General features: G+C 62.3%; 24 protein-coding genes, 1 tRNA gene and 1 pseudogene. 19 read left to right on the top strand and 7 right to left on the bottom strand.

The window, feature by feature from the left end; genetic code table 11:
• Positions 1–30: 30 nt before the first annotated feature.
• Positions 31–909 carry an EamA family transporter gene (locus AB4Y97_RS01975; RefSeq protein ID WP_441997307.1) on the top strand — a complete coding sequence of 293 codons (879 nt, stop codon included), beginning with the start codon at positions 31–33 and terminating at the stop codon, positions 907–909.
• A 147-nt stretch (positions 910–1,056) separates the two neighbouring features.
• Here the strand turns inward: AB4Y97_RS01975 and AB4Y97_RS01970 are convergent, their stop codons facing one another.
• Together AB4Y97_RS01970 and AB4Y97_RS01965 are read right to left on the bottom strand one after the other, a co-directional pair.
• On the bottom strand, positions 1,057–1,206 hold the full coding sequence (locus tag AB4Y97_RS01970; RefSeq protein ID WP_441997306.1) for a DUF3096 domain-containing protein: 150 nt from the start codon (positions 1,204–1,206) through the stop codon (positions 1,057–1,059).
• Between the two features lie 57 nt (positions 1,207–1,263).
• Positions 1,264–1,809, bottom strand: coding sequence for an SH3 domain-containing protein (locus tag AB4Y97_RS01965; protein WP_441997305.1), 546 nt, complete (start codon positions 1,807–1,809; stop codon positions 1,264–1,266).
• A 167-nt stretch (positions 1,810–1,976) separates the two neighbouring features.
• On the opposite strand from AB4Y97_RS01965, the gene AB4Y97_RS01960 reads away from it, so the two are divergent.
• Complete coding sequence (locus AB4Y97_RS01960) at positions 1,977–2,969, top strand: 2-hydroxyacid dehydrogenase (protein WP_441997304.1); 993 nt, start codon at positions 1,977–1,979, stop codon at positions 2,967–2,969.
• A gap of 127 nt (positions 2,970–3,096) precedes the next feature.
• Here AB4Y97_RS01960 and AB4Y97_RS01955 read toward each other — a convergent pair whose 3' ends face one another.
• Positions 3,097–4,158 carry an HAD family hydrolase gene (locus tag AB4Y97_RS01955; protein ID WP_441997303.1) on the bottom strand — a complete coding sequence of 354 codons (1,062 nt, stop codon included), beginning with the start codon at positions 4,156–4,158 and terminating at the stop codon, positions 3,097–3,099.
• 138 nt (positions 4,159–4,296) lie between these two features.
• Positions 4,297–5,571 carry a flavin monoamine oxidase family protein gene (locus tag AB4Y97_RS01950; protein WP_441997302.1) on the bottom strand — a complete coding sequence of 425 codons (1,275 nt, stop codon included), beginning with the start codon at positions 5,569–5,571 and terminating at the stop codon, positions 4,297–4,299.
• Positions 5,572–5,693: 122 nt separating this feature from the next.
• Here AB4Y97_RS01950 and AB4Y97_RS01945 point away from each other — a divergent pair, with 122 nt between their 5' ends.
• Positions 5,694–6,398 carry a sulfate transporter family protein gene (locus tag AB4Y97_RS01945; RefSeq protein WP_441997301.1) on the top strand — a complete coding sequence of 235 codons (705 nt, stop codon included), beginning with the start codon at positions 5,694–5,696 and terminating at the stop codon, positions 6,396–6,398.
• 151 nt (positions 6,399–6,549) lie between these two features.
• Here the strand turns inward: AB4Y97_RS01945 and AB4Y97_RS01940 are convergent, their stop codons facing one another.
• Positions 6,550–7,635, bottom strand: coding sequence for a complex I NDUFA9 subunit family protein (locus tag AB4Y97_RS01940; protein WP_441997300.1), 1,086 nt, complete (start codon positions 7,633–7,635; stop codon positions 6,550–6,552).
• A gap of 313 nt (positions 7,636–7,948) precedes the next feature.
• Between AB4Y97_RS01940 and AB4Y97_RS01935 the strand changes: the two genes are divergently transcribed.
• Together AB4Y97_RS01935 and AB4Y97_RS01930 are read left to right on the top strand one after the other, a co-directional pair.
• Positions 7,949–8,033: transfer RNA gene (locus tag AB4Y97_RS01935), tRNA-Leu, on the top strand.
• 86 nt (positions 8,034–8,119) lie between these two features.
• Entirely contained in the window at positions 8,120–9,673 is a 1,554-nt protein-coding gene (locus tag AB4Y97_RS01930) for a DUF6538 domain-containing protein (protein WP_441997299.1), read from the top strand.
• Positions 9,674–9,798: 125 nt separating this feature from the next.
• Here the strand turns inward: AB4Y97_RS01930 and AB4Y97_RS01925 are convergent.
• Positions 9,799–10,035: pseudogene (locus AB4Y97_RS01925) on the bottom strand (DUF5131 family protein); the annotation flags it as partial.
• A gap of 190 nt (positions 10,036–10,225) precedes the next feature.
• On the bottom strand, positions 10,226–11,515 hold the full coding sequence (locus AB4Y97_RS01920; RefSeq protein WP_441997298.1) for an HNH endonuclease family protein: 1,290 nt from the start codon (positions 11,513–11,515) through the stop codon (positions 10,226–10,228).
• Between the two features lie 408 nt (positions 11,516–11,923).
• Here AB4Y97_RS01920 and AB4Y97_RS01915 point away from each other — a divergent pair, with 408 nt between their 5' ends.
• From AB4Y97_RS01915 to AB4Y97_RS01850, 14 genes are all read left to right on the top strand, one after another.
• A complete protein-coding gene (locus AB4Y97_RS01915) occupies positions 11,924–12,898 on the top strand; it encodes an ABC transporter substrate-binding protein (RefSeq protein WP_441997297.1) in 975 nt (324 codons plus the stop codon).
• 8 nt (positions 12,899–12,906) lie between these two features.
• Positions 12,907–13,668 carry an ABC transporter permease gene (locus AB4Y97_RS01910; protein ID WP_441997296.1) on the top strand — a complete coding sequence of 254 codons (762 nt, stop codon included), beginning with the start codon at positions 12,907–12,909 and terminating at the stop codon, positions 13,666–13,668.
• The gene (locus AB4Y97_RS01905) at positions 13,665–14,312 is read left to right on the top strand and encodes an ABC transporter ATP-binding protein (protein WP_441997295.1); all 648 of its coding nucleotides are present in this window, start codon (positions 13,665–13,667) and stop codon (positions 14,310–14,312) included. Before AB4Y97_RS01910 ends, AB4Y97_RS01905 begins: the two co-directional genes overlap by 4 nt.
• Positions 14,309–15,481, top strand: coding sequence for an ABC transporter substrate-binding protein (locus tag AB4Y97_RS01900; RefSeq protein ID WP_441997294.1), 1,173 nt, complete (start codon positions 14,309–14,311; stop codon positions 15,479–15,481). The genes AB4Y97_RS01905 and AB4Y97_RS01900 overlap by 4 nt, the downstream gene beginning before the upstream one ends.
• On the top strand, positions 15,469–16,431 hold the full coding sequence (locus AB4Y97_RS01895) for a PQQ-dependent catabolism-associated beta-propeller protein (RefSeq protein WP_441997293.1): 963 nt from the start codon (positions 15,469–15,471) through the stop codon (positions 16,429–16,431). Before AB4Y97_RS01900 ends, AB4Y97_RS01895 begins: the two co-directional genes overlap by 13 nt.
• Entirely contained in the window at positions 16,428–17,144 is a 717-nt protein-coding gene (locus AB4Y97_RS01890) for an ABC transporter ATP-binding protein (protein ID WP_441997292.1), read from the top strand. Before AB4Y97_RS01895 ends, AB4Y97_RS01890 begins: the two co-directional genes overlap by 4 nt.
• Positions 17,141–17,944: an ABC transporter permease gene (locus AB4Y97_RS01885; RefSeq protein WP_441997291.1), complete on the top strand. Its 804-nt coding sequence runs from the start codon at positions 17,141–17,143 to the stop codon at positions 17,942–17,944. The genes AB4Y97_RS01890 and AB4Y97_RS01885 overlap by 4 nt, the downstream gene beginning before the upstream one ends.
• Positions 17,945–17,986: 42 nt before the next feature.
• Positions 17,987–18,154 carry a hypothetical protein gene (locus AB4Y97_RS01880; protein WP_441997290.1) on the top strand — a complete coding sequence of 56 codons (168 nt, stop codon included), beginning with the start codon at positions 17,987–17,989 and terminating at the stop codon, positions 18,152–18,154.
• Between the two features lie 127 nt (positions 18,155–18,281).
• Entirely contained in the window at positions 18,282–20,087 is a 1,806-nt protein-coding gene (locus AB4Y97_RS01875; RefSeq protein WP_441997289.1) for a methanol/ethanol family PQQ-dependent dehydrogenase, read from the top strand.
• Positions 20,068–20,892 (top strand): substrate-binding domain-containing protein, encoded by an 825-nt coding sequence (locus AB4Y97_RS01870; protein ID WP_441997288.1) that lies wholly within the window; start codon positions 20,068–20,070, stop codon positions 20,890–20,892. Before AB4Y97_RS01875 ends, AB4Y97_RS01870 begins: the two co-directional genes overlap by 20 nt.
• Positions 20,889–21,449: a c-type cytochrome gene (locus AB4Y97_RS01865; protein WP_441997287.1), complete on the top strand. Its 561-nt coding sequence runs from the start codon at positions 20,889–20,891 to the stop codon at positions 21,447–21,449. The genes AB4Y97_RS01870 and AB4Y97_RS01865 overlap by 4 nt, the downstream gene beginning before the upstream one ends.
• 7 nt (positions 21,450–21,456) lie before the next feature.
• Positions 21,457–22,458: a cytochrome c oxidase subunit II gene (gene coxB / locus AB4Y97_RS01860; RefSeq protein ID WP_441997286.1), complete on the top strand. Its 1,002-nt coding sequence runs from the start codon at positions 21,457–21,459 to the stop codon at positions 22,456–22,458.
• A 122-nt stretch (positions 22,459–22,580) separates the two neighbouring features.
• Entirely contained in the window at positions 22,581–24,467 is a 1,887-nt protein-coding gene (gene ctaD, locus AB4Y97_RS01855; protein ID WP_441997408.1) for a cytochrome c oxidase subunit I, read from the top strand.
• On the top strand, positions 24,464–25,105 hold the full coding sequence (locus AB4Y97_RS01850; protein ID WP_441997285.1) for a cytochrome c oxidase subunit 3: 642 nt from the start codon (positions 24,464–24,466) through the stop codon (positions 25,103–25,105). The genes ctaD and AB4Y97_RS01850 overlap by 4 nt, the downstream gene beginning before the upstream one ends.
• Positions 25,106–25,109 lie beyond the last annotated feature (4 nt).

Genomic DNA, 25,109 nt, shown 5'->3' with positions numbered 1-25,109 from the left:
CTGCCGGGCGGAGCAGTCACAGAGCTTTTCATGCCGCTCGTCCATGTCCTTCTCGCCCTGGTCGTCACCGTCATCTGGGGCCTCAGTTTCGTCGTGATCAAGCTCGGCGTCGGCGCTACGCCGCCCCTGCTGCTTGCCGCCTTGCGCTTCCTCTTTGCGGCCCTTCCAGCGGTTTTCTTCGTGGCCCGGCCGAAAACGAGCTGGAAAATCCTTGTCGGTTACGGGTTTTTCCTCGGCATCGCCCAATTCGGCCTGCTGTTCGCGGCAATCGCCATGGGCATGCCGGCGAGCCTGGCCTCGGTCGTCATGCAGGCTCAGGTCTTCTTCACGATCCTGTTCGCAGCGGCCCTGATGGGCGAGCGGCCCGGGCCGCATCAGATCCTGGGCGGCTTCATCGCCTGCCTCGGGCTCGTCCTCATCGCCTGGCCGCGACTGGCGGGAGGTGGGGCGGTGCCGTTCCTCATGACCGTGACGGCCGCCGCCGCCTGGGGCGTGGCGAACATCATTTCCAAGAAGGCGGGCCGGGTCGACATGCTCGGCTTCGTGGTCTGGGCGAGCCTGATCCCGCCGCTGCCGCTGTTTGCCTTCTCGCTCTGGCTCGACGGCCCGGAGCGCATCATGGCGGCACTCGCGCATATCAATGGCGGCACTATCGCCGCCGTGACCTATCTCGCCTATCCCACCACGGTCTTCGCCTTCGCGGTCTGGAGCTATCTGCTCTCCCGCTATCCCGCCGCGACCGTCACGCCCTTCGCGCTCCTGGTGCCGGTGGCGGGAATCGTCGGGTCCGCGTTCATCCTGGGCGAGACCATGCTTCCCATCGAGGCCGTCGGTGGCGCTGTCATCGTGCTCGGCCTCGCCATCAACGTCTTTGGGATGCGCCTCGTGCGGAGGCTGCGGGCGGTTTAGGAGGCGACGATTTTAGAGCCCCGGACCCAAAAGTGGAATCCACTTTTGGGATCCATCTGATGCTCTCTTTTCTCGAGAGCGCATCGTTGGGTGCGAACCGAAGGTCCGCGTCAGCGAAAAACCGGGGCCACTTTTCCGCACGATGCGCTAGCGCAAGAGCCCGAAACCGACGACCGCGTAGGCGATGAGAAAAATCGCGACGAAGATATTGAGAAAACGCGGCGCCACGATCGAGGCGATGCCGAGGATCAGGGCGAGCAGGGGCAGGATATTCTTGAGGCTGAAGGATAGCGTCATGCAGTCTGGTCTTTCCGTTGGTTCGAAAATGGCCGGTTTCTCGGGAATCGGCCCGAATTATTCGATCTTCTCGTTGGGGTAGACGCCCCACAGCTTGTCCTGGTGGACATAGCCGTCCATGTCCCTGGCGCGGTCCATCACGATCACCACCCGGCACCAGGTGCCGTTGCAATCCTTGATGTTGGCGATCACACCCGGCTGCAATTGAGCGACCATGCCGCCCTTGTCGTCGGGACGGTCGAGCAGGTGGATCGGCGGCGCGTTGCCCTTGGCCCAGGGCATGACGAGCGCCGTGCGCCTTCCCGAGAGCAGGGAATGGAGCACCCAGCCTTCCGTGCCTTCCGAATCGCGGATGCGCCGCCAGGTCTCGTATTCGGCGATGATCTCGACCGGCAGGCCCGCGCGCTGGAAGACCCAGGCCGTTCTATGGTCCTTGGACGGGCCCTCCCGGAGATTCACCCGGTCCGTCTTCAGGCTCACATAGCGGGGGACCGGCAGGCCGGTGCCGAGGCGCCCGCCCGGAGGCTGCTGCGCGAGGGCCGAGGAGACGTCCAGGGAGGCTCCCAGGGCCAGCAAGGCAAGGCTGAGAAGGATCTTGCGCATGGTTTCCTCACGTCGGGTTTGTCTGTCGGGTCGAGCCTCTGGTAGAGAAGCAAGGCGAACCCCGCTACGCGGCGGCTCGTCGCCTTAGTGGCCGAAACAGAGTTAAGGGAGCGTGAAACTCTCCGATCTCTGGCGGCTTTTCCAAAGCATTGGGGCCTTGCGAACCGATGAAAAAGAGACCTGTCGTCGTCGTTACCCGCCGGTTGCCCGATGTCATCGAGACGCGCCTGCGCGAACTTTTCGACACGCGGCTCAATCTCGAGGACCACCCTCTCTCCCGGGAGGAACTCGTCGAGGCGGTGAAAATCGCCGACGTGCTCGTCCCCACCGTGACGGACGAAATCGACGCTCCCGTCCTGTCGCAGGCAGGCCCGAACCTCAAGCTCATCGCCAATTTCGGCACCGGCGTCGATCATATCGACGTGGAGGCGGCGCTGGCGCGGGGAATCACCGTCACCAACACGCCCGGCGTCCTGACTGAGGACACGGCGGACATGACCATGGCCCTGATTCTCGCCGTGGCGCGCCGCATTCCGGAGGGCGCCCGCATCATCCCGGAGGGCAAATGGGCCGGCTGGTCGCCCACCTGGATGCTCGGGCGGCGCATCACCGGAAAGCGGCTCGGCATCGTCGGCATGGGCCGGATCGGCCAGGCGCTGGCGCGGCGCGCCAAGGCCTTCGGGCTTTCGATCCACTACCACAACCGCCGCCATGTGCCGCCGAAGATCGAGGCGGAACTCGAGGCGACCTATTGGGAATCCCTCGACCAGATGCTGGCGCGCATGGATATCGTGTCCATCAACTGCCCGCACACGCCCGCGACCTATCATCTGCTCTCGGCCCGCCGCCTCAAGCTCATGAAGCCGGATTCGATTCTGGTGAACACGGCCCGCGGCGAGGTCGTCGACGAATCGGCGCTGACGCGCCTCATCGAGGCGGGCGCCATCGGCGGGGCGGGGCTCGACGTGTTCGAGGAAGAGCCTGCGGTCAATCCGCGCCTCGTCAGGCTTGCCAGGCAGGGCAAGGTGGTGCTGCTGCCGCATATGGGCTCGGCCACCCATGAGGGCCGCATCGCCATGGGCGACAAGGTCATCGTCAACATCAAGTCCTTCATCGACGGCCACAAGCCGCCGGACCGGGTGCTGCCGAGCATGCTGTGAGGGGATGGTTGGGCGCTCGCTGTCGCTTGCCCCGGAATGGCGGTGGGGGATCGGCTCCGCCTTGCGTATTCATCATCCCGGCCTCGCCATAAGGGGAAGAGGTGCGCTTCCCAATCTCCACAGATCCCTACTCGAACGGAAAAATCCGCTTCCAATCGTTCTTCATGCTGATCACCGTCCAGCCGTTCTTCTTCGCCTCGTCGTAGAGCGCCTGGGTGAAGGTGCCGATCTTGCTGGCGGGCAAGCCCTCTGCCGGGCCGTAGGCGTATTCGCGGGCGGAATCGTCGTGCAGCACCAGCATCTTCAGCCGCGTGCCGGGGCCGGCGGCGGTCCATTCCAGCATCTGCCGGTCGCCGACCGAATTGCCGAAGGCCGCGTAGGGCCGTCGGCCGATCATGAGGTGGATCCCTTCGGGCTTGCCGGCATGATCGTCGTTGAGAAGCAGCTTCGGCTCCTTGGTCAGGAACGGTTTGCCATCCTTGTCGTAGCCGAATTTCGCCCCGCCCGCGCTGCCGACCACCTGCTCGGGCGGGATGCCATAGATCTGCTCAGAATAGACGCGCACGAAATCCTGGCCGCCGCCGGTCACGATATAGGTCTTGTAGCCGTTGTCGCGTAAGAAGCGCAGCACTTCGAGCATCGGCTGATAGACCAGCTCGGTATAGGGGCGGTTCCAGCGCGGATGCCGCGCGGTCTCGAGCCATATCCCGATCTCGTCCTCGAATTCCTCCACGCTCATGCCGGTCAGCGTCACGGCGAGGATCTTTTCGAGATCCGGCGTCGTCAGTCCGGCCACCGCTTCCCGGTTGCCGGAGAGCACGGTCCTGAAGGGTTCGACATCCTTGAGTTCCGGTTTTTCCGCCGCCACGGCCGGGACGCGCGCGAGGCAATAGGCCGCCTGCGTGTAGATCGGCTGCTCCACCCAGAGCGTGCCGTCCTGGTCGAACACCGCGATGCGCTTCTCCGGCGCGACATGGCCGCGGCTTGCCCGATCGGTGGTGGCGCGCACGAAGTCGAGGATCGCCTGCTTCGCCGCGCCGTCATTCCATGAGGGCAGTGGATCGGTGGGGGTCTGTGCGGATGCCGGAAAGCGGAGGAATGGTCCGGACAGGGCCGGAAGAGCCGCTAAGCCCAGAAGCAGCGCCCGGCGGCTGACGCCGGAGAAGGAAGAGTTCGGTGTCCTGGTCATGAGCTGCGGCCTCTCGTACCTAAAGGGACAGGACTCGGGGCGAAGGAACCGTTGATGTGATAAGCCGCTTTAAACACGGTTCAAATATGCCTGCCCAGAGTGATGCGGGCGCTGGCAGAGATCAAAGGCTTTGAAGGGTTACGCCAGGCCGGCCTTCAACCGCTCCGCAATGTCCTCCGCCGCCCGGGCGCCTTCTTCCCACGCGCCCCCGGCGGTGCCCCATTGGGCGCGTGAGAGCGCTTCGCCGGCAAACCAGATCCGCTCTCCCACCGCCTCTTTCAGCGTGTCGCGGATGGCGGCACGTCCCGGCGGCACCACGGCCCATGAGGCGCGCGACCAGGGATCGTGCCGCCAGGCCGTGCTCCGGCAGACGCGCAGGTTTCGGATCGCCTTGAAGCCGAATTGCTCCGCCAGCACGGCGCGCGCATAGCGTCCGGGCGCATCGGCGTCGCGAGAATCGAGAAGGGCGGCTGCCGGTTGGTCGAGCTCGAAGAAATGGAACGGCGTACCGTCGATGCGCGTCAGGAGGCCCGGCGGCTCGCGATGATGGCCGACGAGGCTCGCCAGCCGGTCGGGACCCCGGAACGGCGAATCGGGCCAGTGCAGGATGACATGCTCGTAGACCCCCTGCGTGAAGCCGTGGATTGCCGCCGCGACCGGCTGCGGCAGGTCCGGCGCGAAGCGGATCGCGTCCCGCTGCAGCAGGGCCATCGGGATCGTGACGATGGCGGCCTTGGCCCGGAGCGTCCCCGCGGAGGTCTCGACCCGCACGCCCGCTCCCGACCAGTCGAGGGCGTGGACGGCGGTGCCGAGCCGGACCGGCAGATCCTTGCCGAGCCGGGCCACATAGGCACCGAGCCCGCCCGCGATGAAGAGATTGTCCGCATATTCCATGCTCGGAAAATCGTGCAGGCTGACCTCGTCGAGCGGGCGGCCCGAAACGAGCCCGTGAATTCCGGCGACGCGCGCGCCGTAGCGCCCCAGCGGCGGCAGGGCCTTCGCCGCGGGCTGATCCTCGCGGGCGCGGGCCGCCTGCGTCATGGCCCTGTCGGCGACGGCAAAGGCCCGGTCGAGGGCGGCGCTCTCACCGCGGCTCGCCTGTCGTGCCTTGATGAAGAGATGCCCGTCCACCGGCGCGCGGCGCAAAGGCTCGCCCCGCTCCCGCCCCAGCTTCACCAGCGGATTGATCGGCCCGGCATGGAGCCAATGGGCTCCGAGATCGATGGGATGGCCCTTGAGAGGGATGGTAATGGTGCGGCCGCCGATGCGGTTTCGCGCCTCCAGCACCCTCACCGAAAGCCCCGCCGCGATCAGCTGCCGCGCGGCGCCGATCCCGGCGGCACCTGCGCCGATAATCGCCACATCGGTTTCCGTCACAGGGTCTTTCGGCGTGGATGGACTGGCTGGCGGCATGGACTCTCCCGTCCCTCGTCTTGCGAAGGGTCCATGCATAAGTAAAGTCCGCCCATCGTTTCAGGAGAGTTCATGACAGAGCCGAATCTTGCCTCCTCGGATACTCGGGGAGGATGCGGGATATGCTGATCCAGTCGGTCTTCGCCGCGGCGCGCCAGGTGTTCTCGCCCCCGCTCCGGCGCATCCTGTGGAAGTCGCTGGCGCTGACCGTGGCGCTGCTCGCCCTGGTCTGGGCCGGTCTGACGCGGCTGTTCGGCCTCTTCCTCCAGGGCCATCCTTTGAGCGCCGATTATCCGATCATCGACGGCATCGCCTCGTTCCTGGCCGGAGCCGGGGTCTTCATCGGCCTCGCCTACCTCCTGCCGCCGGTTTCCGCCGTCGTCGCGGGCTATTTCCTCGACGACGTGGCCGAGGTGGTGGAGACGAAGGACTATCCGGCCGATCCGCCGGGCCGGGGCCTGCCCCTCGGGCGGGCCATCCTCTATGGCCTGCGCTTCGCCGGCCTGTCGCTCCTGGTGAATCTCATCGCCCTGCTCCTGTTCTTCATTCCGGGCGTGAATATCGGCGTGTTCTTCATCGCCAACGCCTATCTGCTCGGACGCGAATATTTCGAACTGGCGGCGGGGCGTTTCCGGTCGCCGGAGGAGGTGGCGCGCCTGCGTGTCGAGCACCGGGGCACGGTGCTTGCGGGGGGCGCGATTCTGGCGGGCCTCATCCTCGTGCCGGTGCTGAACCTTCTCACCCCGATCTTCGGCGCAGCGATGATGGTTCACCTGCACAAGCGGCTGGAATATGTCCCGACGAAGTGGGCGCCGGCTCGCCGGTAGGGCATGCGCCCTTCAAGAAGGGGATCCCGGTTCCGTGGAGCCGGGATCCTCCGATGTTTTGGAGCCGTTTCCATTGACGTGGAAGCGGCTTTTTTCTTTGGCCCGGACACATTTTCGACGGCGAGCCGGATTTCCTTCACCTGAAAAGGCTTTAGTGGCCCGGCGTCTGGTTGTTGCCGGGGACGGCAGATCCTTCCGGCGTATCGGGCTTGAGCACGTCCGGCGGCGGGGCGGGAAGTGCGTTGCGCCTGAGGTCGAACTGGCCGGTCTTGCGGAAGCGGACCAGGTAGGACGGCACGATGGCTTCGAAGGATTCGGGGATGATGCCGAGCCCTTCGAGCGTGCGGCGCTCCTGCGCCGCCTCTTTCGAGACCACGTTGTCCTTTTCCAGCAGGATCGCCTGGTCGCGGGTCATCACGAACTCGTCCGGCAGCAGGCCGAGGGTGATGTTGTCGAGGAAGCCGAGGACGGAGCCCTGCGCCCGCGCCACCGGGCCCGGCAGCGGCACGATCAGGCGTTTGCGCTCGGTCACGTCGAGGACGTATTGCACCAGCTCGCGGAAGGTGCGGGCCTGGGGGCCGCCGAATTCGTAAACCCGGCCGCCCGGTACCGAGCCATCCACCGCCCGCGCGATGGCCTCCGCCACATCGCCCGCATAGACCGGCTGCATGCGGCTGTCGGCGCCGGCGAGCGGCAGCACGGGAAGGATCCGGGCGAGCGCCGCGAAGCGGTTGAAGAAGCTGTCGCCCGGCCCGAACATGAGCGAGGGGCGAACGACGATCGCATCGGGCCGCACTTGGAACAGGCCGGCCTCGCCTTCGGCCTTGGAGCGTGCATAGGCTGATTCGGAGCGCGGATCGGCGCCGATGGCGGAGACATGCACGATGGTGGCGTTGGGCGAGGCAAGCTCCGCGATCAGCCGGGGGCCCTTGGCCTGCAATTCGTCGAAGCGCTGACGGCCGCTCTCCTGCAGGATGCCGACGAGGTTGATGACATGGTCGGCCTTGGCCACCGCATGGGCGACCGATGCCCGATCGCGCAGGTTCGCCTGGATCGCGTGGATCTGGCCGACGGAGCCGAGGGGCTGGAGGAAATTCGCGAGCGCCGGGCGGCGGGTCGCCACCCGGACGCGATAGCCGCGCTTGGCCAGCGCGCTCACCACATGGCGGCCGAGAAAGCCCGAACCGCCGAAAACCGTAACGAGCTGCTGGGAAGGCGTACGTATCGCGCCGATCATGAAAAGCCTCCTGTCCGCATGGACTTGGAAGTATGGACTTGGAAGTGGAACTCGCCACGTCTCTAGAGCATCGGACCCAAAAGTGGAATCCACTTTTGGGATCAATCCGATGCTCTCTTTTATCGAGAGCGCATCGTTGTGGGCGAACCGAAGGTCCGCGTCAGCGAAAAACCGGGGCCACTTTTCCGCACGATGCGCTGTCAAACGCCGCACCCCTGTGAAGGGGCGTGAGGCAGCGGAATGCGAAAAGGATCATTTTGGACGATTGACGCGCCGCCCGCATGGCCTTAAACGAAGCTCGCCGTCAAGGCATGCCCAGGTGGCGGAATTGGTAGACGCACTGCTTTCAGGTAGCAGCGGGTAACACCGTGGAGGTTCGAGTCCTCTCCTGGGCACCAACAACCCTCTAAGTGGTTGATCCGCAAACGAATCCAGGTAAATCAAGGCTGAGAGACTGCCCGAGTGGTACAAACGGGTGGTACAAATGGCCCTTTCGATGTCGCGTCCCTGGAAGCATCCCAAGACCGGAATTTACTGGCTTCGCAGAGGCGTCCCAGACGACCTCCGAGCCGTCATCGGCAAGCGGGAAATCAAACTCAGTCTCAAGACCAAAGACCCTGAGAAGGCGAAGCAGGAGCACCTCAAGGCTCTGACCGAGCTGGAAGCGCAATGGACGAATCTGCGCGCCGGTCCCAAGACCCTTTCGGAGCGAGAGGCCCATGAGCTGGCCCAGGCGGTGCATGATACCTGGCTGGCCGCCTACCGGGACAACCCGAGCCAGCAGACCTCCTGGAACGCCGACATTGGCGGCGACCTCTGGAAACCCTCATCCTTCGACCTCAGCACACCCCTAGAAGTGCGCCTGATGGGCGATCCCGCGCGTGGTTCACACCGCGCTCATGAGTTTTTGTGCCGGGAAGAAGCCAGCGCCCTTGCTCAAACACGAGGCCTGATCCTGGATGAGGAGAGCCAGGAACGTCTGGCGAAGGCCATCGGTGCAGCTATCCAGAGGGCCTGCCTCAAGCTCGCGCAGTTCGCCAGGGGCGACTATGGGCAGGACGCTTTCGTTCCGGCTTCAAATACGCCGATCATCGTTCCTTCGGCATCGGCTCGTATCGCCCATAAGCCTGTCAGCTTCGACGATCTCGTGAAAGGCTGGTCAGCCGAGAAACGCCCTGCCGAAAAGACCGTCTATGAATGGAAGCGGGTGCTCAAGGAGCTGAAAGCGTTCCTCAAGCACGACGATGCTGCCCGGATGACCGCTCAGGATCTCGTGAGCTGGAAGAACACCCTCATTGCGGCGAACCTCCGGCCCAAAACGATCCGAGACGCGAAGCTCGCCCCCGTTCGCGCCATCCTCCGCTGGGCCGTCGATAACCATCATCTCAAGGAGAACCCCGCCGAGCGGATCGTCATCGACGTGAAGACGAAGGCTGGCGAGCGGAAGCGCAGCTACCAGGATGAGGAAGCCAAGATCGTCCTGAAGGCGGCTCTGGCCGAAACCAACCCGGTTCGCCGTTGGGTGCCATGGCTCTGCGCCTATTCGGGAGCCCGCGTTTCGGAAATCTGCCAGCTCCGCGCCGAGGATATCGTAAAGATCGAGGGCATCGACTGCATGAAGATCGATCCCGACGCCGGATCGCTCAAGACCCTCAGTTCCGAGCGCATCGTTCCGCTGCACCCGGCCATCCTCGAGAGCGGCTTCCTCGATTACGTCCGCACGGTCAAATCCGGCCCTCTCTTCCCGAAGTTGTCTCCGGACAAGTTCGGCAAGCGCGGAGGCAACGGAACTAAGGTCATCGGCCGCTGGGTCCGCTCCCTCGACCTGAAGGACACCAGGATTTCCCCCAACCATTCCTGGCGCCACCGCTTCAAGACCCTAGGCCGCAGGCACGGTCTGGCTCCCGATATCGTGGACGCACTTGTTGGGCATCAGCGCAGGACCGTGGGCGACGGGTATGGGGAGTTTCCGGTCGAGGCGCTGCTGAGGGAGCTGAAGAAGGTGCCGGAACTCAAACTCGACTCATCATCTGACTGAATTTTAACGAACCTGTCCCTCGCTTAGGCAATATAGCCAGTCCCATATGGACTCGGTCCTCGGCGCTAATCAGGCGGTTCGGGGGTAGCCGATCAAAAGCCGAAGGGCATCGGAGTGTAAGAAAGCGGCTTGCTCCAAGTCCCTGGAATACTGAGCGCGCTATGGTCCAGCGTGATCTTGCCCGTCCATTTTGCCCGGCCGCCAGACTTGCGAGTTAGCCCGGCATATTTCTCAACCCCCATAGCCTCAAGCCGAGCCGCCATCCGCATGGCATAGCAATTCGTGCAGCCAGCGGTGGCAATAGCGCACCCAGCCACCGGATTCCATGTCGAATCTGTCCACTCTATCGTTGTGTCAGCCATGCCCCGCTCCTAGGCTGTAATAAGGGTAATTCAATGACGGTTAACCATCCGTTTAGCCATCGAGCACCCATCAGCCGGTGAGAGAGCCAGCAGCGAGGAGGCAGCAAATTCCTCAGTATCTGCACAGAGAGACGAGGCTCATCTACCTTATCTCTCTGTGCGCCAAATCACCTTAAGATTGAGCAGAGTCTTAAGCGCTTTTGGTCCCGGCAAGTGAGGGGAATGCTCCCTTGGAAGCATTGCATGCGAGACAGGCAACCTGGCCGTTAGCGACAGTCGTCTTTCCTCCCGCTGCCCACGCAATAATATGGTCTGCTTCCCAATTATCCCATTCACATTTTTCGCCGACGCACTTGATTCTTACTTGGCATAGACCTTTGTCTCTACGGTAAATAGCCATGCGTTGATCGTGCGTAAACAGTCGCTGATTGTCTTTCAGCTCTATGCCGGGAGCATATTCCAAAAATTTCCTTAGTAGATAATCATGGCGAAATCTCAGGCTATCCTCAGCATCGGTACTGTGGCTTGTCTTTTCGTGATAGACGATGACTTCTGGATCAGCCTCATCAACAGGAAGTTCCCGCTGGTCCCGTCTCCAGGCTTCGAACGCGATAAACCAATCGGCCAGTTCTTTCTGGCGCTCAATTGCAGCATAGCGCTCCAATAGATGTGAAGCTAACATATAAAGAGATACAGTGCTGTAACGCTCAAGTTCAGGCGTCTTTTCTGGAAAAGCTCCGCACAAGAAGTTCAAAACTCGTTTGATTTTCTTAGCCTTCGCTCCGGATGCGTCAAAGTCCTCATGCTTCTCATACATCCTATTGAGATCGGCATTCTTGACATTGGTTGGGCCGCCTGAAAGCTCGATCAATGTCATTTGTGCTGTTACGAGATCGAAGGTGAAGCGAGCGTTAGAGAAGCCGCAATTCTGAAAGAATGTATGCTTTGATGTTTCCTTGATGAAGTCTCTCATTCTACCAGGCATAGCATTGCGCTTTTCCTGAGCTTTCAGGGTAGTGCCGTTTTGAAGCCGTAGGAACATCTCCCGGACTTCATCTTCATCGGCCTCATCTACCGTTACGACATCAAGATTATAGGTATCGAACAGGAGGCGTAGATCATCTGGAAGCTGATCATAATGCCGTCCTGATATGTTGTATGCCCCAATCGAGTCAGCCTTTCTAGAAAGACTATATTCACCTGCCTGAAAGCCCCAGATCGCTCGAATGCGCTGCTGCCCATCAACAACCTCGTATCGATCAGGATTGAGGGCCACCTTTCGCCAATAGAACTTTGGCACATCATAACCGCGTAGGATTGTGTCAATCAGCAATTGCTTCTGAGACAAAGTCCAAACGGCAGGTCTCTGATAGTCTGGTTGGGTATCAATTCTGCTCTTGATCCCACAAACTGAAAGGATCGGCCAACCCTTCTTGGTAATGTGCATTTGCCTCTGCCCCAAAGAGGTAATTTTTAACATGCTGCCTTGTTGATCAGCAGCAGGCACTAACCTTATAGAGAAGATGGAGGCTAGGGAAATACAACCTTCATAAGGGCTACATAGTTTCTCGACGGTGGTCCAAGGAGGTGGTACAAACGTCTCCAGTAGGCAGTTCCAAAAAGCCTTATTTCGCCTCGGTTTCAGGCCCGTAAGAGACAATCCTCCGCTGGGCGCCATTCTTCTGCCTAGATCAATAATCCAAGTACTCCAAAGCCAACTTCTGAATGGCTCCAGTAAACCTAAAATTGCTTCATGTACTGATGGAAAACAGCATGTAGGATACGGGGAGAGCGTGCTGGCACAACCTGCTCTCTCGGCCAAAGGTTGAAGCACGGAACAAAATCAAAGCTTGGCGGTTAACGGTGGCCGTCACCGCCAGGACCGACCATGCTGTTCAGGATTGCTTGGTTCATTTTTGTGCTGGTCGCCTTTGGGCCAGCTTTTGCGCAAGAGAGCCAACCCATCAGAGTCGGCGTGCTCAGGTTCGGGACCGTCGCTTGGGAAATCGACACGCTTCGTCACGAAGGTCTCGACCGTAAGCATGGGATTGCCCTTGTCCCGGTCGAACTCGCCTCCAATGAAGCGGCCAAGGTCGCGTTGCAGGCCGGTGCAGTGGATATGATCGTGACGGATTGGCCTTGGGTGGCTCGTCAAAGAAGTGAGGGAGCTTCGTTCAGCTTCATTCCCTATTCGAAGGCGGTCGGTGTGCTCATGATTTCTCAGGATTCGGGCATCAAGAGCCTCGCGGATCTCAAAGGTTTGCGGATTGGAGTTGCTGGCGGCCCTCTCGACAAAAGTTGGCTTCTTCTCAGAGCCTATGCACAGAAAGAGTTTGATATCGACCCGGTGGAAACAATGGAGCCTGTTTTTGGGGCTCCTCCACTACTGAACGAGGAGTTGGAACGTGGGCGGATCGATGCTGTTCTGACCTATTGGCACTATGCCGCCCGGCTTGAGGCTGAAGGAGCGCGCCCATTGCTCACAGTAGAGGATATGATCCACCGTCTCGGCATGGGCGGCGATGTACCGATGCTCGGCTATGCGTTTCGCGATGATTGGGCTCAGCATGAACAAGCTGCACTGCAAGGCTTCGTCGCGGCATCGCGAGAGGCCAAGATGCTGCTTGCGAGTTCGGGGGAGGCGTGGACACGTCTGGCGCCTCAGATCGGCACCGATGACCCAGCTGTCCTGGCATCGCTGAGAGCAGGCTTTCGCGCTGGTATCCCGGAGCATTGGGGAGATGCCCAGAGAAAGGCATGTGCCGATCTTTATGCTATCTTGGCCAGCATTGGCGGAGAGAGGCTGGTCGGAAAAGCCAGGGTCTTGGATCCAAAGACCTTTTGGCCTTTCGTATCCTATTGAGGCTGCCGATGCGCGCTGCTGACATCCGGAGCGGAGGAGGGTGGCAGGGATTTGCCTCCGTGCTGCTGTTCATAGGGCTGTGGCAGATCGGAGCGGTTTTCGCCGACAGCCGTCTCCTGCCGGGGCCTGCTGCTGTTCTGGCAAGCCTGATCGGCGAGGCGCGAAATGGCGTCCTGTTCCATCACCTCGGCATAACGCTTGCACGCGTCGGCGTCAGCTTCGTCATCGCCATGGTGATCGGGGCCGCGCTCGGCATCGCGCTCGGCTTATGGCGCGCGCTCGACCCCTGGCTCAATCCTTGGCTCGTGATCCTGCTCAACGTACCGGCCCTCGTCGTCATTATCCTCACCTATATCTGGCTAGGCCTGGTGGAGACAGCACTGCTTGTAGCGGTGGCGCTCAACAAGATCCCCAATGTGGCGGTGACGCTTCGCGAAGGCGCGCGGGCGCTGGACCGAGACTATGCGGAAGTGGCGCAGGTCTATAGGCTCGGCCCCTGGACGACATTACGGGACATCATCATTCCGCAGCTGGCGCCTTATCTTCTAGGCGCCGCGCGCAACGGTCTCGCGCTGATCTGGAAGATCGTGCTCGTGGCGGAGCTTCTGGGGCGATCCAATGGTGTCGGCTTTCAGCTGCAGAGCTATTTCCAGCTTTTCGATGTGCCACGTGTGATGGCCTATGCGGCGGCCTTCGTCGCCTGTGTCCTGTTGATCGAGCTCTTGGTCTTCGCGCCGCTCGACCGCCGCATGGATGTGTGGCGGCGATGACGATACGCATCCGCATTCAGCAGAAGATTTTTCCCGCATGGGCGGATGCGCCTGCGCGCGCCGTGTTCGATCATTTCTCCCTCGATCTCGCAGAGGGCGAGGTCTGCGCCCTTGTCGGCCCGTCGGGCATCGGCAAATCGAGCCTTCTTCATATCGTCGCTGGGCTCGACCGGGATTTTACCGGATCGGTCGGGGGGCGCCCAGAGACAATCGGCTATCTCTTTCAGTCTCCGCGCCTCCTACCCTGGCGCACCGCTCGCGAGAACCTGGAACTCGTGATCCCCGATCATCCGGAAAAGGCTGACGCATGGCTGACCCAAGTCGGGCTTGCGGGCACGGAGGGTGTCTATCCTCAGCGTCTGTCCCTCGGCATGGCGCGGCGTGTGTCGCTGGCTCGCGCGCTCGCCGTCGAGCCGCAACTTCTGCTGCTGGATGAACCCTTCTCCGCTTTGGACGAGGAAACCGCGAGGGATATGCAGAATCTCGTAGCCATGCAGCTGAAGATGCTTCGCGCGACGACGATTCTAGTGACCCATCACTGGCACGAAGCCGCTGCGCTTGCGCATCGCGTAATCAGGCTCGACGGCTCGCCCGCGCGGATCGTCGACGACAGGCCGATCCGACCCGCGAGGGCTGCGGAATGAAGCTGCTCCTGGCTTTGTTTATCTTGATCCTGGCAGACCCAGCCTCGGCCCAGGAGAAGACCATCGCCATCGGTTTCATGACGCAGGTGCGCGATCCCGTTCAACCCGTTTCGCCACTCGACAGAGAAATTCGGGATGAAGGCATCGCGGGCACGCGCCTCGGCATTGCCGACAATGCTACCACCGGCCGTTTCACCAAGCAGCGCTTCACGCTGGTGGAGCGCATTCTTGCGAAGGATGACAAGCCGGAAAATGCCATCCGCGATCTGACAAAGGAGGGGATCAGATTCGTCGTGACTGATCTCGATGCCGCGCTCCTCACGGCAGCGGCTTCTGCTCCAGAGGCGCGCGATATGCTTCTTCTCAACGCCCGCGCGCCTGACGATGCTCTTCGCAGCGAAGCCTGCCGCGCCAATCTGCTTCACACCATCCCGAGCCGCGCCATGCTGGCCGACGCCTTGGCGCAATACCTGATGGCGAAGCGTTGGCGGCGCTGGCTCCTCGTGACGGGCAGCACTCCCGGCGACAAGTTGCAGGCACAAGCCTTCCGTCGTGCAGCCACGCGCTTCGGTGCCGAGATCATTGCCGAGAAGGACTGGACCTTCAAGCCAGGGCACGCGCGCACCGATACGGGCCATGTGACCTTGCAGAGCGAGATTCCGGCTCTGACTCAGGTATCGGACCATGACGTGCTCATGGTCGCGGACGAGATGAATGAATTCGGAGACTACCTATCCTATCGCACGACGCGGCCTCGACCTGTGGCCGGCACGCATGGGCTCGTCACCACCGGATGGAGCGCCGTGTCCGAGCAATGGGGCGCAACGCAGCTGCAATCTCGCTTCGAGAAATTGTCAGGCCGTCGCATGACCGCCGTCGATTATGCCGCCTGGGCAGCGGTGCGCGCCATCGGGGAAGCCGCCATCCGTTCCGGAAGCAGTGATCCTGCCGCCATCACCGCCTATCTGCGCGGACCGGATTTCATTCTTTCCGGCTTCAAGGGACAGGGGCAGAGCTTCCGCGCCTGGGACGGGCAGATGCGCCAGCCGATCCTGATCGCAGGCCCGAGGCTTCTCGTCTCCGTCTCGCCGCAGGCGGGCTATCTGCATCGGGGCTCCGAACTCGACACGCTGGGATTCGACCAGGAGGAAAGCCGATGCCGCTTCTGATCGCCATCCTCCTCGGAGTTGCTTTTGCTTTGCAGCCTGCTCTCGCGGATACCATCTATGTGTCCAACGAACAGGACAACACGATATCCGTCATTGACGGAAAGACGCTCGCCCTTGCCGCCACCATTCCCGTCGGGCGGCGGCCGCGCGGGATTGCATTGAGTGCTGACAAACAGAAGCTCTATGTGGCGGTCGGCGATGACAACCGCATCGATGTGGTCGATCTGAGGACCCGGGCGGTGGAAGGCTCGCTCCCCTCAGGCGAAGACCCGGAATTGTTCGTTCTGCATCCGGACGGTCGCCGGCTGTTCGTGGCCAATGAGAACGACAATCTCGTGTCCGTGCTCGATATTCCGGAGCGGCGCATTCTCACTGAGGTCGAGGTCGGCGTGGAGCCCGAGGGCATGGGCGCGAGCCCCGATGGCCGTATCGTGGTGAACACGTCCGAGACCACGAGCATGCTCCACGTCATCGATGCAGCGAGCTTTGAACTCATCGACAATATCCTGGTGGATACCCGCCCCCGCGTGGCGCAGGTTTCTGCCGACAGCAGGCAGATCTGGGTGTCGTCCGAGCTGCGCGGAACGGTGGAGGTGTTTGACGCCGAGACGCGAAAATCTCTGGCGAAGGTTGGCTTCGAGGTGCCCGGCGTTCCGCGTGAACTCGTGCAGGCGGTCGGCATTCAGCTTTCAGCCGATGGATCGCGGGCCTATGTCGCCTTGGGACCAGCCAACCGCGTCGCCGAGGTCGATGCGAAAACGTTCAAGGTGCTGCGTCTCTATCTGGTCGGACAGAGGGTCTGGCACATTGCGCTCTCACCGGGCGGCAAGCGTCTTTATACGGCGAACGGCAATTCAAGCGACGTCTCCGTCATCGAGCTTGCCGAGCAGGAGGTCGTGAAGACCATCGGCGTCGGTCGCTCGCCCTGGGGAATCGTGGTGGCGCCATGACGGCTCTCACGATCGAGAACCTCAGCCACGGGTTCGGAGCGCGCAAGGCTCTCTGCGATGTGAACCTCGCGGTGGAACCGGGCACCTTCACGGTCCTGCTCGGCCCCAACGGAGCGGGCAAGACCACGCTCGTTTCTCTCGTCACGGGATTGTACAACGCGCAGCAGGGCGACATCCGCATCTTCGGACATTCCATTCGCCGCGATCCGCTGCCGGCATTGGCTCGCCTCGGCGTCGTCTTCCAGATGCCGACGCTCGATCTCGACCTCACCGTCGCGGATAATCTTACCTATCACGCGGCGCTGCACGGGTTGTCACGCGCAGAGGGCCTGAAGCGGGCCTGCGCCGAAATGGAGCGTCTGGGCGTGGCCGAACGAGGCGGCGATAAGGTGCGGGCCCTGTCGGGAGGGTTGCGCCGGCGGGTCGAGATCGCCCGCGCGCTCCTGCACGCTCCGCGCCTTCTCGTCGTCGACGAGGCGACGGCCGGCCTCGACGTGGCCGGACGGCACATGCTTCTCGGGCATGTTCGCTCCCTGTGCAGGGAAGGGATCAGCGTGCTCTGGGCCACGCACATGCTCGACGAGGTGCAGCCCATGGACGGGCTCGCGGTGCTCCATCGCGGATCGGTGCGCTGGACGGGTAGGGCGTGCGAGCTGGCCTCGTCCGGAGCGATCGAAGACGCATTCCTGCGCCTGACGGGAGAAGCCGCATGAGGATGCGCCACGCCGCTCTCGCCTTCCTCGGAATCATGCGCCGGGAAATGTTGCGTTTCGTGGGGCAGCATGGGCGCTTCGCTGCCTCGATCGTGCGCCCGCTCGTCTGGCTCGGCATCTTTGCGGTGGGCTTCCGTTCCGTGCTCGGCCTCTCCATCATCCCGCCCTACAAGACCTACATTCTCTACGAGGTCTATATCGTCCCGGGACTGGTCGGGATGATGCTGCTCTTTCACGGCATGCAGAATTCCCTGTCCATGGTCTACGACCGGGAGATGGGATCGATGCGGGTTCTCCTCACCGCACCCCTGCCGCGATGGTGGCTTTTGGGCGCGCGTCTCATCGCCGGCACGATCGCGGTCCTGCCCGTCGTCTATGCCTTCCTGCTGCTGGCTCGCTTCTGGGATGTCCGCCCGCCGGTTCTCGGCTATGTGGCGGCGCTGCCCGCGCTGGTGCTCGCGGGACTGATGCTCGGGGCTTTCGGCCTCGCGCTGTCCTCCCTCATCCGCCAGCTCGAGAATTTCGCGGGCGTCATGAATTTCGTCATCTTTCCGGCCTTCTTCGCCTCCACGGCACTCTACCCTCTCTGGCGTCTGGAGGAGGTCAGCCCGCTTCTGGCGGGGCTTGCCTGGGCAAACCCGTTCTCGCACGCGGTCGAGCTGATCCGCTTCGCGCTCTATCTGCAGCTGGAGCCGCTTGCCTTTCTCGTCTGCATCCTGTCCCTCACGGTGTTCTTCAGCCTCGCCGTCTGGGGTTACGATCCGGGCCGGGGCTTCTGGGCCCGCCGGGCCGTCGAGTGAGCGGATCGGGAACATGCCGGCCTTCTTTATCGTTACCGATGCATGGCAAAGCCACAGATCAGCTCCCTCAGGAAAGATTTTCGGATTTTCGGCGATCCGGGCTTTCTGGTAACCCTTCTGGTCATCGGGACGATCTGCGCCATCGGCGCGGCCATCTTGGTTCATGCCGCCAATACGTATGGCATCCCCATCCGCGACTATTGGCGATAGCGGATTCCGAGCCTCGCCGCCCTGGCGGGGCAAATCGTGATCACATTTTCGGGAACATAGATGAAGCTGAACGGTTGGAGTCGAGCCGCCCGTGAGGCGGTATGTCTTCGCGTTCCGGAGAACCATCGTGGGTCTCACCCGCCTTGCCTTCGCTCTGACTGTTTCGCTGCTCGTCCAGCCCTCTTCCCCGATTCTCGCCCAGACTCAGCCGCAGCCCTCGGCGCCGCCCTTCGCCGCGATGCCCGAGGACGGGCAGTGGACGATCCCGCAGAAGAATTACGCTTCCACCCGTTACAGCGACCTGTCCGAGATCAACACGGAGAATGTGAAGAACCTTCAGGTTGCCTTCACCTTCTCGACGGGGGTGAACAGGGGGCAGGAATCGGCGCCGCTCGTCGTCGGCACGACGATGTACGTGCTCTCTCCCTATCCGAACATTCTCTACGCTCTCGACCTGACGCAGCCCGGCGCGCCGTTAAAATGGCAGTACAATCCGAAGCCTGCGGCGGCAGCGCAGGGCGTTGCCTGCTGTGATGTGGTCAATCGTGGCCCCACCTTCGCCAATGGCAAAGTCTTCTTCACGATGCTCGACGCTCATGTGGTGGCGGTGAACGCGGATACGGGTGAAGAGGTCTGGAAGACCAAGCTCGGCGACATCAATCGGGGCGAGACCATGACGATGGCGCCGCTCGTGGTGAAGGACAAGGTGATCGTCGGGATCTCGGGCGGCGAGTACGGCGTAAGGGGCTGGATTCAGGCGCTCGACGCCAATTCGGGACAAAGCGTCTGGAAGGCCTACAGCACCGGCCCCGATCAGGACGTGAAGATCGGACCGAACTTCAAGCCCTTCTACGATAGCGACAAAGGCAAGGACCTGGGCGTTACCTCCTGGCCGGCGGATGCCTGGCAGCAGGGAGGGGGCTCCGTGTGGGGCTGGATCTCCTACGATCCGGACCTCAACCTGATCTATTACGGCACCGGCAATCCCGGTCCCTGGAATGCCAATCAGCGCCCCGGCGACAACAAGTGGACGGCCGGCATCTTCGCCCGCGATGCCGATACGGGCGAGGCCCGCTGGTTTTATCAGACGGCGCCCCACGATCTGCACGATTGGGACGGCATCAACGAGATGGTGCTGCTCGACATGGAATGGGAGGGGAAGCCGCGCAAGGTGCTCGTCCATCCCGGGCGTACGGGCTTCCTCTATGTCATTGACCGGACAACCGGCGAGGTGCTCTCCGCCAAGCCGTACGCGGCGCAGACGGCGGTCACGGGCGTCGATCTGAAGACGGGACGGATCCAGTACAATGCCGAGAAGGAGCCGGTGAACAATCGCGTCGTGCGCGACATCTGCCCCACGGCGTCGGGCGCGAAGGATTGGAACCCCAGCGCCTTCTCGCACAAGACCGGCCTTCTCTACATCCCGCACGAGAATCTGTGCATGGACTGGGAGAGCGTGGAGCCGAACTACATCGCCGGAACACCCTATGTCGGCGCCGAGGTCCGGGTTCTTCCGGGACCTGGTGGGCATATGGGCGAGTTCTCGGCTTGGGATATCCGGCAGGGCAAGGAGCTCTGGACCATCAATGAGCGCTTCCCCGTCTGGAGCGGCGCACTCGCGACGGCGGGCGACGTGGTTTTCTACGGCAACATGGAAGGATGGTTCAAAGCCGTTCACGCCCGCACGGGTGAAGTGCTGTGGCAGTTCAAGACAGAATCCGGAATCATCGGACAGCCGACCACCTATCGCGGCCCAGACGGCAAGCAATATGTGGCGATCCTCTCCGGCGTCGGCGGATGGGCTGGCGCGATCGTGTCGGGCGATCTCGACCCGCGGGATGGAACGGCCGCCCTGGGTTTCGTCAACGCCATGCGGGATCTGAAGAACGTCACTACCAAGGGAGGAACGCTCTATGTCTTCAAGCTCCCTTAGAAATTGTTCTGTCGCGGCTCTTCTCGTTCTGGCTTCCGGCGCCCAGGCGCGCGAGCTTCGCGTCTGCGCCGATCCCAACAACCTGCCGTTTTCCAATGAGGCGAGGGAAGGATTCGAGAACAAGATCGTCGATCTGATCGCGCATGAGCTGAACGCCGAGGTCCGCTATACATGGTGGGCACAGCGGCGCGGCTTCCTGCGGAACACGCTGAACGCCGGGCTTTGCGATCTCGTCCCCGGCCTGCCCGCCAATCTCGAAAGCGTCCGCACGACCGCGCCTTATTACCGCCCGTCCTATGTGTTCGTGACGCGCGCCGACGGGCCGGACGTGTCCTCGCTCAACGATCCGATCCTCCGGCAGGTCAAGGTGGGGGTGCATCTCATCGGCGATGACGGTTCCAACACGCCGCCGGCTCATGCCCTGTCCCGCAGAGGCATCGTGGACAATGTGCGCGGCTACACGATCTATGGCGACTACAATCAGCCGAATCCGCCCGCGCGCATTCTCGATGCGCTCGCCGCAGGCGAGATCGACATTGCCATCGTCTGGGGCGCCATGGGCGGCTATTTCGCGCAGCATGAGAGCGTGCCGCTCAAGGTGGCGCCGGTAAAGCCCGCTTTCGACGGGCCGCAGCTTCCCATGGTCTTCGACATCTCCATGGCCGTGCGCAAGGAGGACGAGGCGCTGCGCCAGGAGATCGATGCCGCACTCTCCCGCCGCCGCGCCGACATCGATGCCATCCTGGCGGCCTATGGCGTTCCGCGTCTCGATGGCGGCATGAAGCAGGCAGGGCGCATGCCATGAGAGTACTTCTGGTCCTGCCGCTCCTCACATTCACCCTCGCCGCCTGCGAGCGCGAGGATCGCGATTACCGGCCCAATCCCGTGACGGCCGAGTCGCAGGAAAAGATCGCGCTCGCGCCCCTCTCTCCAGGTCCTGGCGGCCCGACCGAGCAGCGCTCGGGCCTCGGCAAGGAATATGAGGAGAATGCCTATCACATCTCCCAGGGACAGAGGCTTTATGCCTGGTTCAACTGCAACGGCTGCCATGGCAATGGCGGCGGCGGATCCGGCCCCGCTCTGATGGACGATCGCTGGATCTATGGCGGGCAGATCGAGAACATCGTGCAGACCATCCGCGAGGGACGCCCGAACGGCATGCCCTCCTTTCGCGGAAAAATTCCCGACGACCAGATCTGGGAGATCGCGGCTTACATCCGATCCATGGGCCGCAACGTACCGAAGGCCGCCGCGCCGGGACGTAAGGATGACATGAGCCCAGGCCCTGCCGAGCAACGTCGTCCGCCAGGCGAGGTCATCGATGGCGGTCAGGTCCCGCCATCCGCGCAGATGCCGCAATGAGGCAATCATGAAGAGGGCTCTTCCCTTCCTTCTTCTGAGCCTGCTCCTGGCGGGATGCCAGGGCTGGCAATCAGCGCTCGATGCGCAGGGGCCCTCGGCCCAGGCTCTCGCAGAGATGTTCTGGATCTTCGTGGCGGTGCTGGGCATCGTCTGGGTGCTGACCATGGCAGCACTTCTCCTGGCGCTGCGCAGAAGACGGCCGGCCGATGCGGATCCGCTCGCGACGGATCCCGGCACGGAACGACGCATGACCATCACAGTATCCGTCGCCGCCGCTTTGACGCTCGTCACCGTAATCTCTCTCACGGGCTTGAGCTACGCGGCTCAAAAGGTGCTCTTCTCACATAAGGATGGTGTGTTGACCCTGTTGGTGACGGGGCAGCAATGGTGGTGGAAGATCACTTACGAGAATGAGCAACCGAACCTTGTCTTCACCACCGCCAACGAGATTCACATTCCCGTCGGCGAGCCGGTTCTGGTCAAACTCGAATCGTCCGACGTGATCCATTCCTTCTGGGTTCCCAACCTGACGGGAAAGATGGATGCGATCCCCGGACGGCAGAACCAGCTCCAGATCCAAGCGGATCGCCCTGGAATCTACCGCGCCCAATGCGCGGAATTCTGCGGTCTTCAGCATGCGCATATGGGCATGCTCGTCGTTGCGGAATCGAAGGAGGATTTCGAACGCTGGCGCAACCATCAGGTCACGTCTGCCATTCCGCCCAATGATCCCGAGCGCCAGCGCGGCATGGAGGTCTTTCTCTCGAAGCCCTGTATCATGTGCCATCAGGTGCGCGGCACGGATGCGGGCGGCAAGGTCGCGCCGGATCTCACCCATGTGGGAAGCCGCCGCTATATCGGCGCCGGAACTCTCGAGACGACGCGGGGCAACATCGCCGCCTGGATCGTCGATCCGCATGGCGTCAAACCGGGCGTGAACATGCCGATGATCCAGCTTGCGCCCGATGAGGTGCAGCCGCTCGCAACCTATCTGGAGGGGTTGAAGTGACGGAGGCCATCACTTCTCACAAATTCGATGCGGATTCCGATGTCACGAGCCTGGCCACGGGCGAGTGCGGCGGGATTCCGGGCGTGAGGAGCGAGGCGGATCGTCCGCCAAGCCCGCAGGAGCTGCGCGACGATCAGATCGACGGGCCCGAGCTCACGGCGCGGCTCGCCAGGACCTGGGGGACGCGCAAGGGTCTGGTCGGTGCGCTCTCCACGGTCGATCACAAGATCATCGGCCGCCGCTACATCGTCACCGCCATCCTCTTCCTGTTCCTCGGCGGGCTAGCCGCTCTCACCATGCGCCTGCAGCTGGCGAAACCCGAGAACAACCTGATCGGACCGGATCTCTACAACCAGCTCTTCACCATGCATGGCACGACGATGATGTTCCTCTTCGGCGTGCCCATCGGCGAGGCCTTCGCCGTCTATCTGGTGCCGCTCATGGTGGGCACGCGCAACATCGCCTTCCCGCGTCTGAACGCCTTCTCCTATTACGTCTATCTGTTCGGCGGCCTCATGATTTGGGTGGCCTTCATGCTGAACACCGGGCCGGATGTCGGATGGTTCGCCTATGTGCCTCTTTCAGGGCCGGAATTCTCGCCGGGCAAGCGGGCCGACATGTGGGCGCAGATGATCACCTTCACGGAGGTCTCCGGCATCTCCGTCGCGATCTCGGTGATCGTGACCGTCTTCAAGCTGCGCGCGCCGGGCATGACGCTCGATCGGATCCCGCTTTTCGTCTGGGCCGAACTGGTCAATTCCTTCGTCATCGTCTTTGCCCTGCCCGCCGTTGTCACGGCCTCCGCCCTGCTGATCATGGACCGGCTCGTGGGCACCCATTTCTTCAATCCGGGCGAAGGCGGGGATGCGCTTCTTTTTCAGCACCTGTTCTGGTTCTTCGGCCACCCGGAGGTCTACATCATCTTTCTTCCGGCAACAGGCTGGGTGTCGGCCATCGTCGTCACCTTCTCGCGGCGCCAGGCCTTCGGCTACATCGCGCTCGTCCTGTCCCTCATCGCGACGGGTTTTCTCTCTTTCGGGCTCTGGGTGCACCACATGTTCACCACAGGCCTGCCGCAGCTCGGGGCGAGCTTCTTCACGGCATCGAGCATGCTGATCGCGATCCCGAACGGCGTTCAGATCTTCTGCTGGATTGCGACGCTGTGGGATGGGCGTCCCGTCTTCCGCACGCCGCTGCTCTTCGTCATCGGCTTCTTCTTCATCTTCGTGGCAGGCGGCCTCTCCGGCGTGATGCTGGCCTCCGTACCGCTCGACACCCAGGTCCACGATACGTTCTTCGTGGTGGCGCATTTCCACTACGTGCTCATCGGCGGAAACGTCTTTCCCCTGATCGGCGCGATCTATTACTGGTTCCCGAAATTCACCGGGCGGATGATGAGCGAGCGCCTCGGCAAATGGCATTTCTGGCTCGCCTTCATCGGTTTCAATGTGGCCTTCTTCCCCATGCACATCACCGGGCTCATGGGCATGCCGCGGCGTGTCTATACCTATCTGCCGGAGATGGGCTGGGGGAATCTCAACATGATCTCCACCATCGGCGCGGCTCTCTTCTTCGGAAGCTTCCTGCTATTCCTCTACAACATCGTCACGAGTGCGCGTCGCGGCCCCTTGGCCGGTGGCAATCCCTGGAATGCGGGCACGCTCGAATGGGCCGCCGCATCTCCGCCGATGCCGCAGAATTTCGACCGCATTCCCGTCGTGACCAACCGGGAGCCGCTCTGGGCCCATCGCGATAGCTTGCCGGTCGTGGCGGGCTTGAGCGTGGAGAACCGGGAGCAGATCGTCTCCACCGTCACCGCCGGTCGCGCTGATCTGCGCGAGAGTACGCCGGAACCCTCAATCTGGCCCTTCCTGGCGGCGGTCGCAATCACGTTTCTCTTCGTCGGTTCGATGTTTACTCCCTGGGCTCTCGTGTGGGGCACTCCGCCACTGGCCCTGGCGCTGACAGGTTGGTTCTGGCCCAAGCCGAGCACGGAGGACGAGAGATGACGAAAGCTCCTTTTCAGCCGCAGAGCGGCGAGCTCTTGCCTCACCGGATCGTTCTCAATGCACGCTCGATGCCGAGCTACGCCTATAGTCACCGCAGTCCGATCTGGTGGGGCACTGTGGCCTTTGCCGTCGCCGAAGGCATGGGCTTTGCCATGGCGGCGGGCGTCTATTTTTATCTCGTTTTCATCAATGGGAATTGGCCGCTCAGCGCACCGCCGCCGGATCTGCTCTGGTCGAGTCTTTTCACCATCGTTCTGCTCGCCAGCGCGTGGCCGAATGCACGGGCCAAGCGGGATGGTGAGCGTGAAGATCTTCGATCAACACGCCGCAACCTCGTGATCATAAGCCTCGTCGGGATCGCTCTTCTGGTAATTCGCATCATGGAGTTCAACGGCCTCCATGTGCGTTGGGATCAGAACGCGTATGGGTCTGCGGTGTGGCTGCTCCTGGGCCTGCACACTCTGCATCTTCTGACCGATCTCGGAGATACGATCGTTCTCACGGTGCTCATGTTCACGCGCCACGGTCATGGCAAGCGCTTTTCGGATGTGGGCGACAACGCCTTCTACTGGTATTTCGTTATCGCCTCATGGCCGCCGATCTACTTGCTGATCTACTGGTTCCCGAGATGGTGGTGAGCCC

Origin of the sequence: Microvirga sp. 2TAF3 (assembly GCF_052114965.1) — a bacterium.
Classification (GTDB): Bacteria; Pseudomonadota; Alphaproteobacteria; order Rhizobiales; family Beijerinckiaceae; genus Microvirga.
This window is presented reverse-complemented; position numbering and strand designations above follow the sequence as displayed.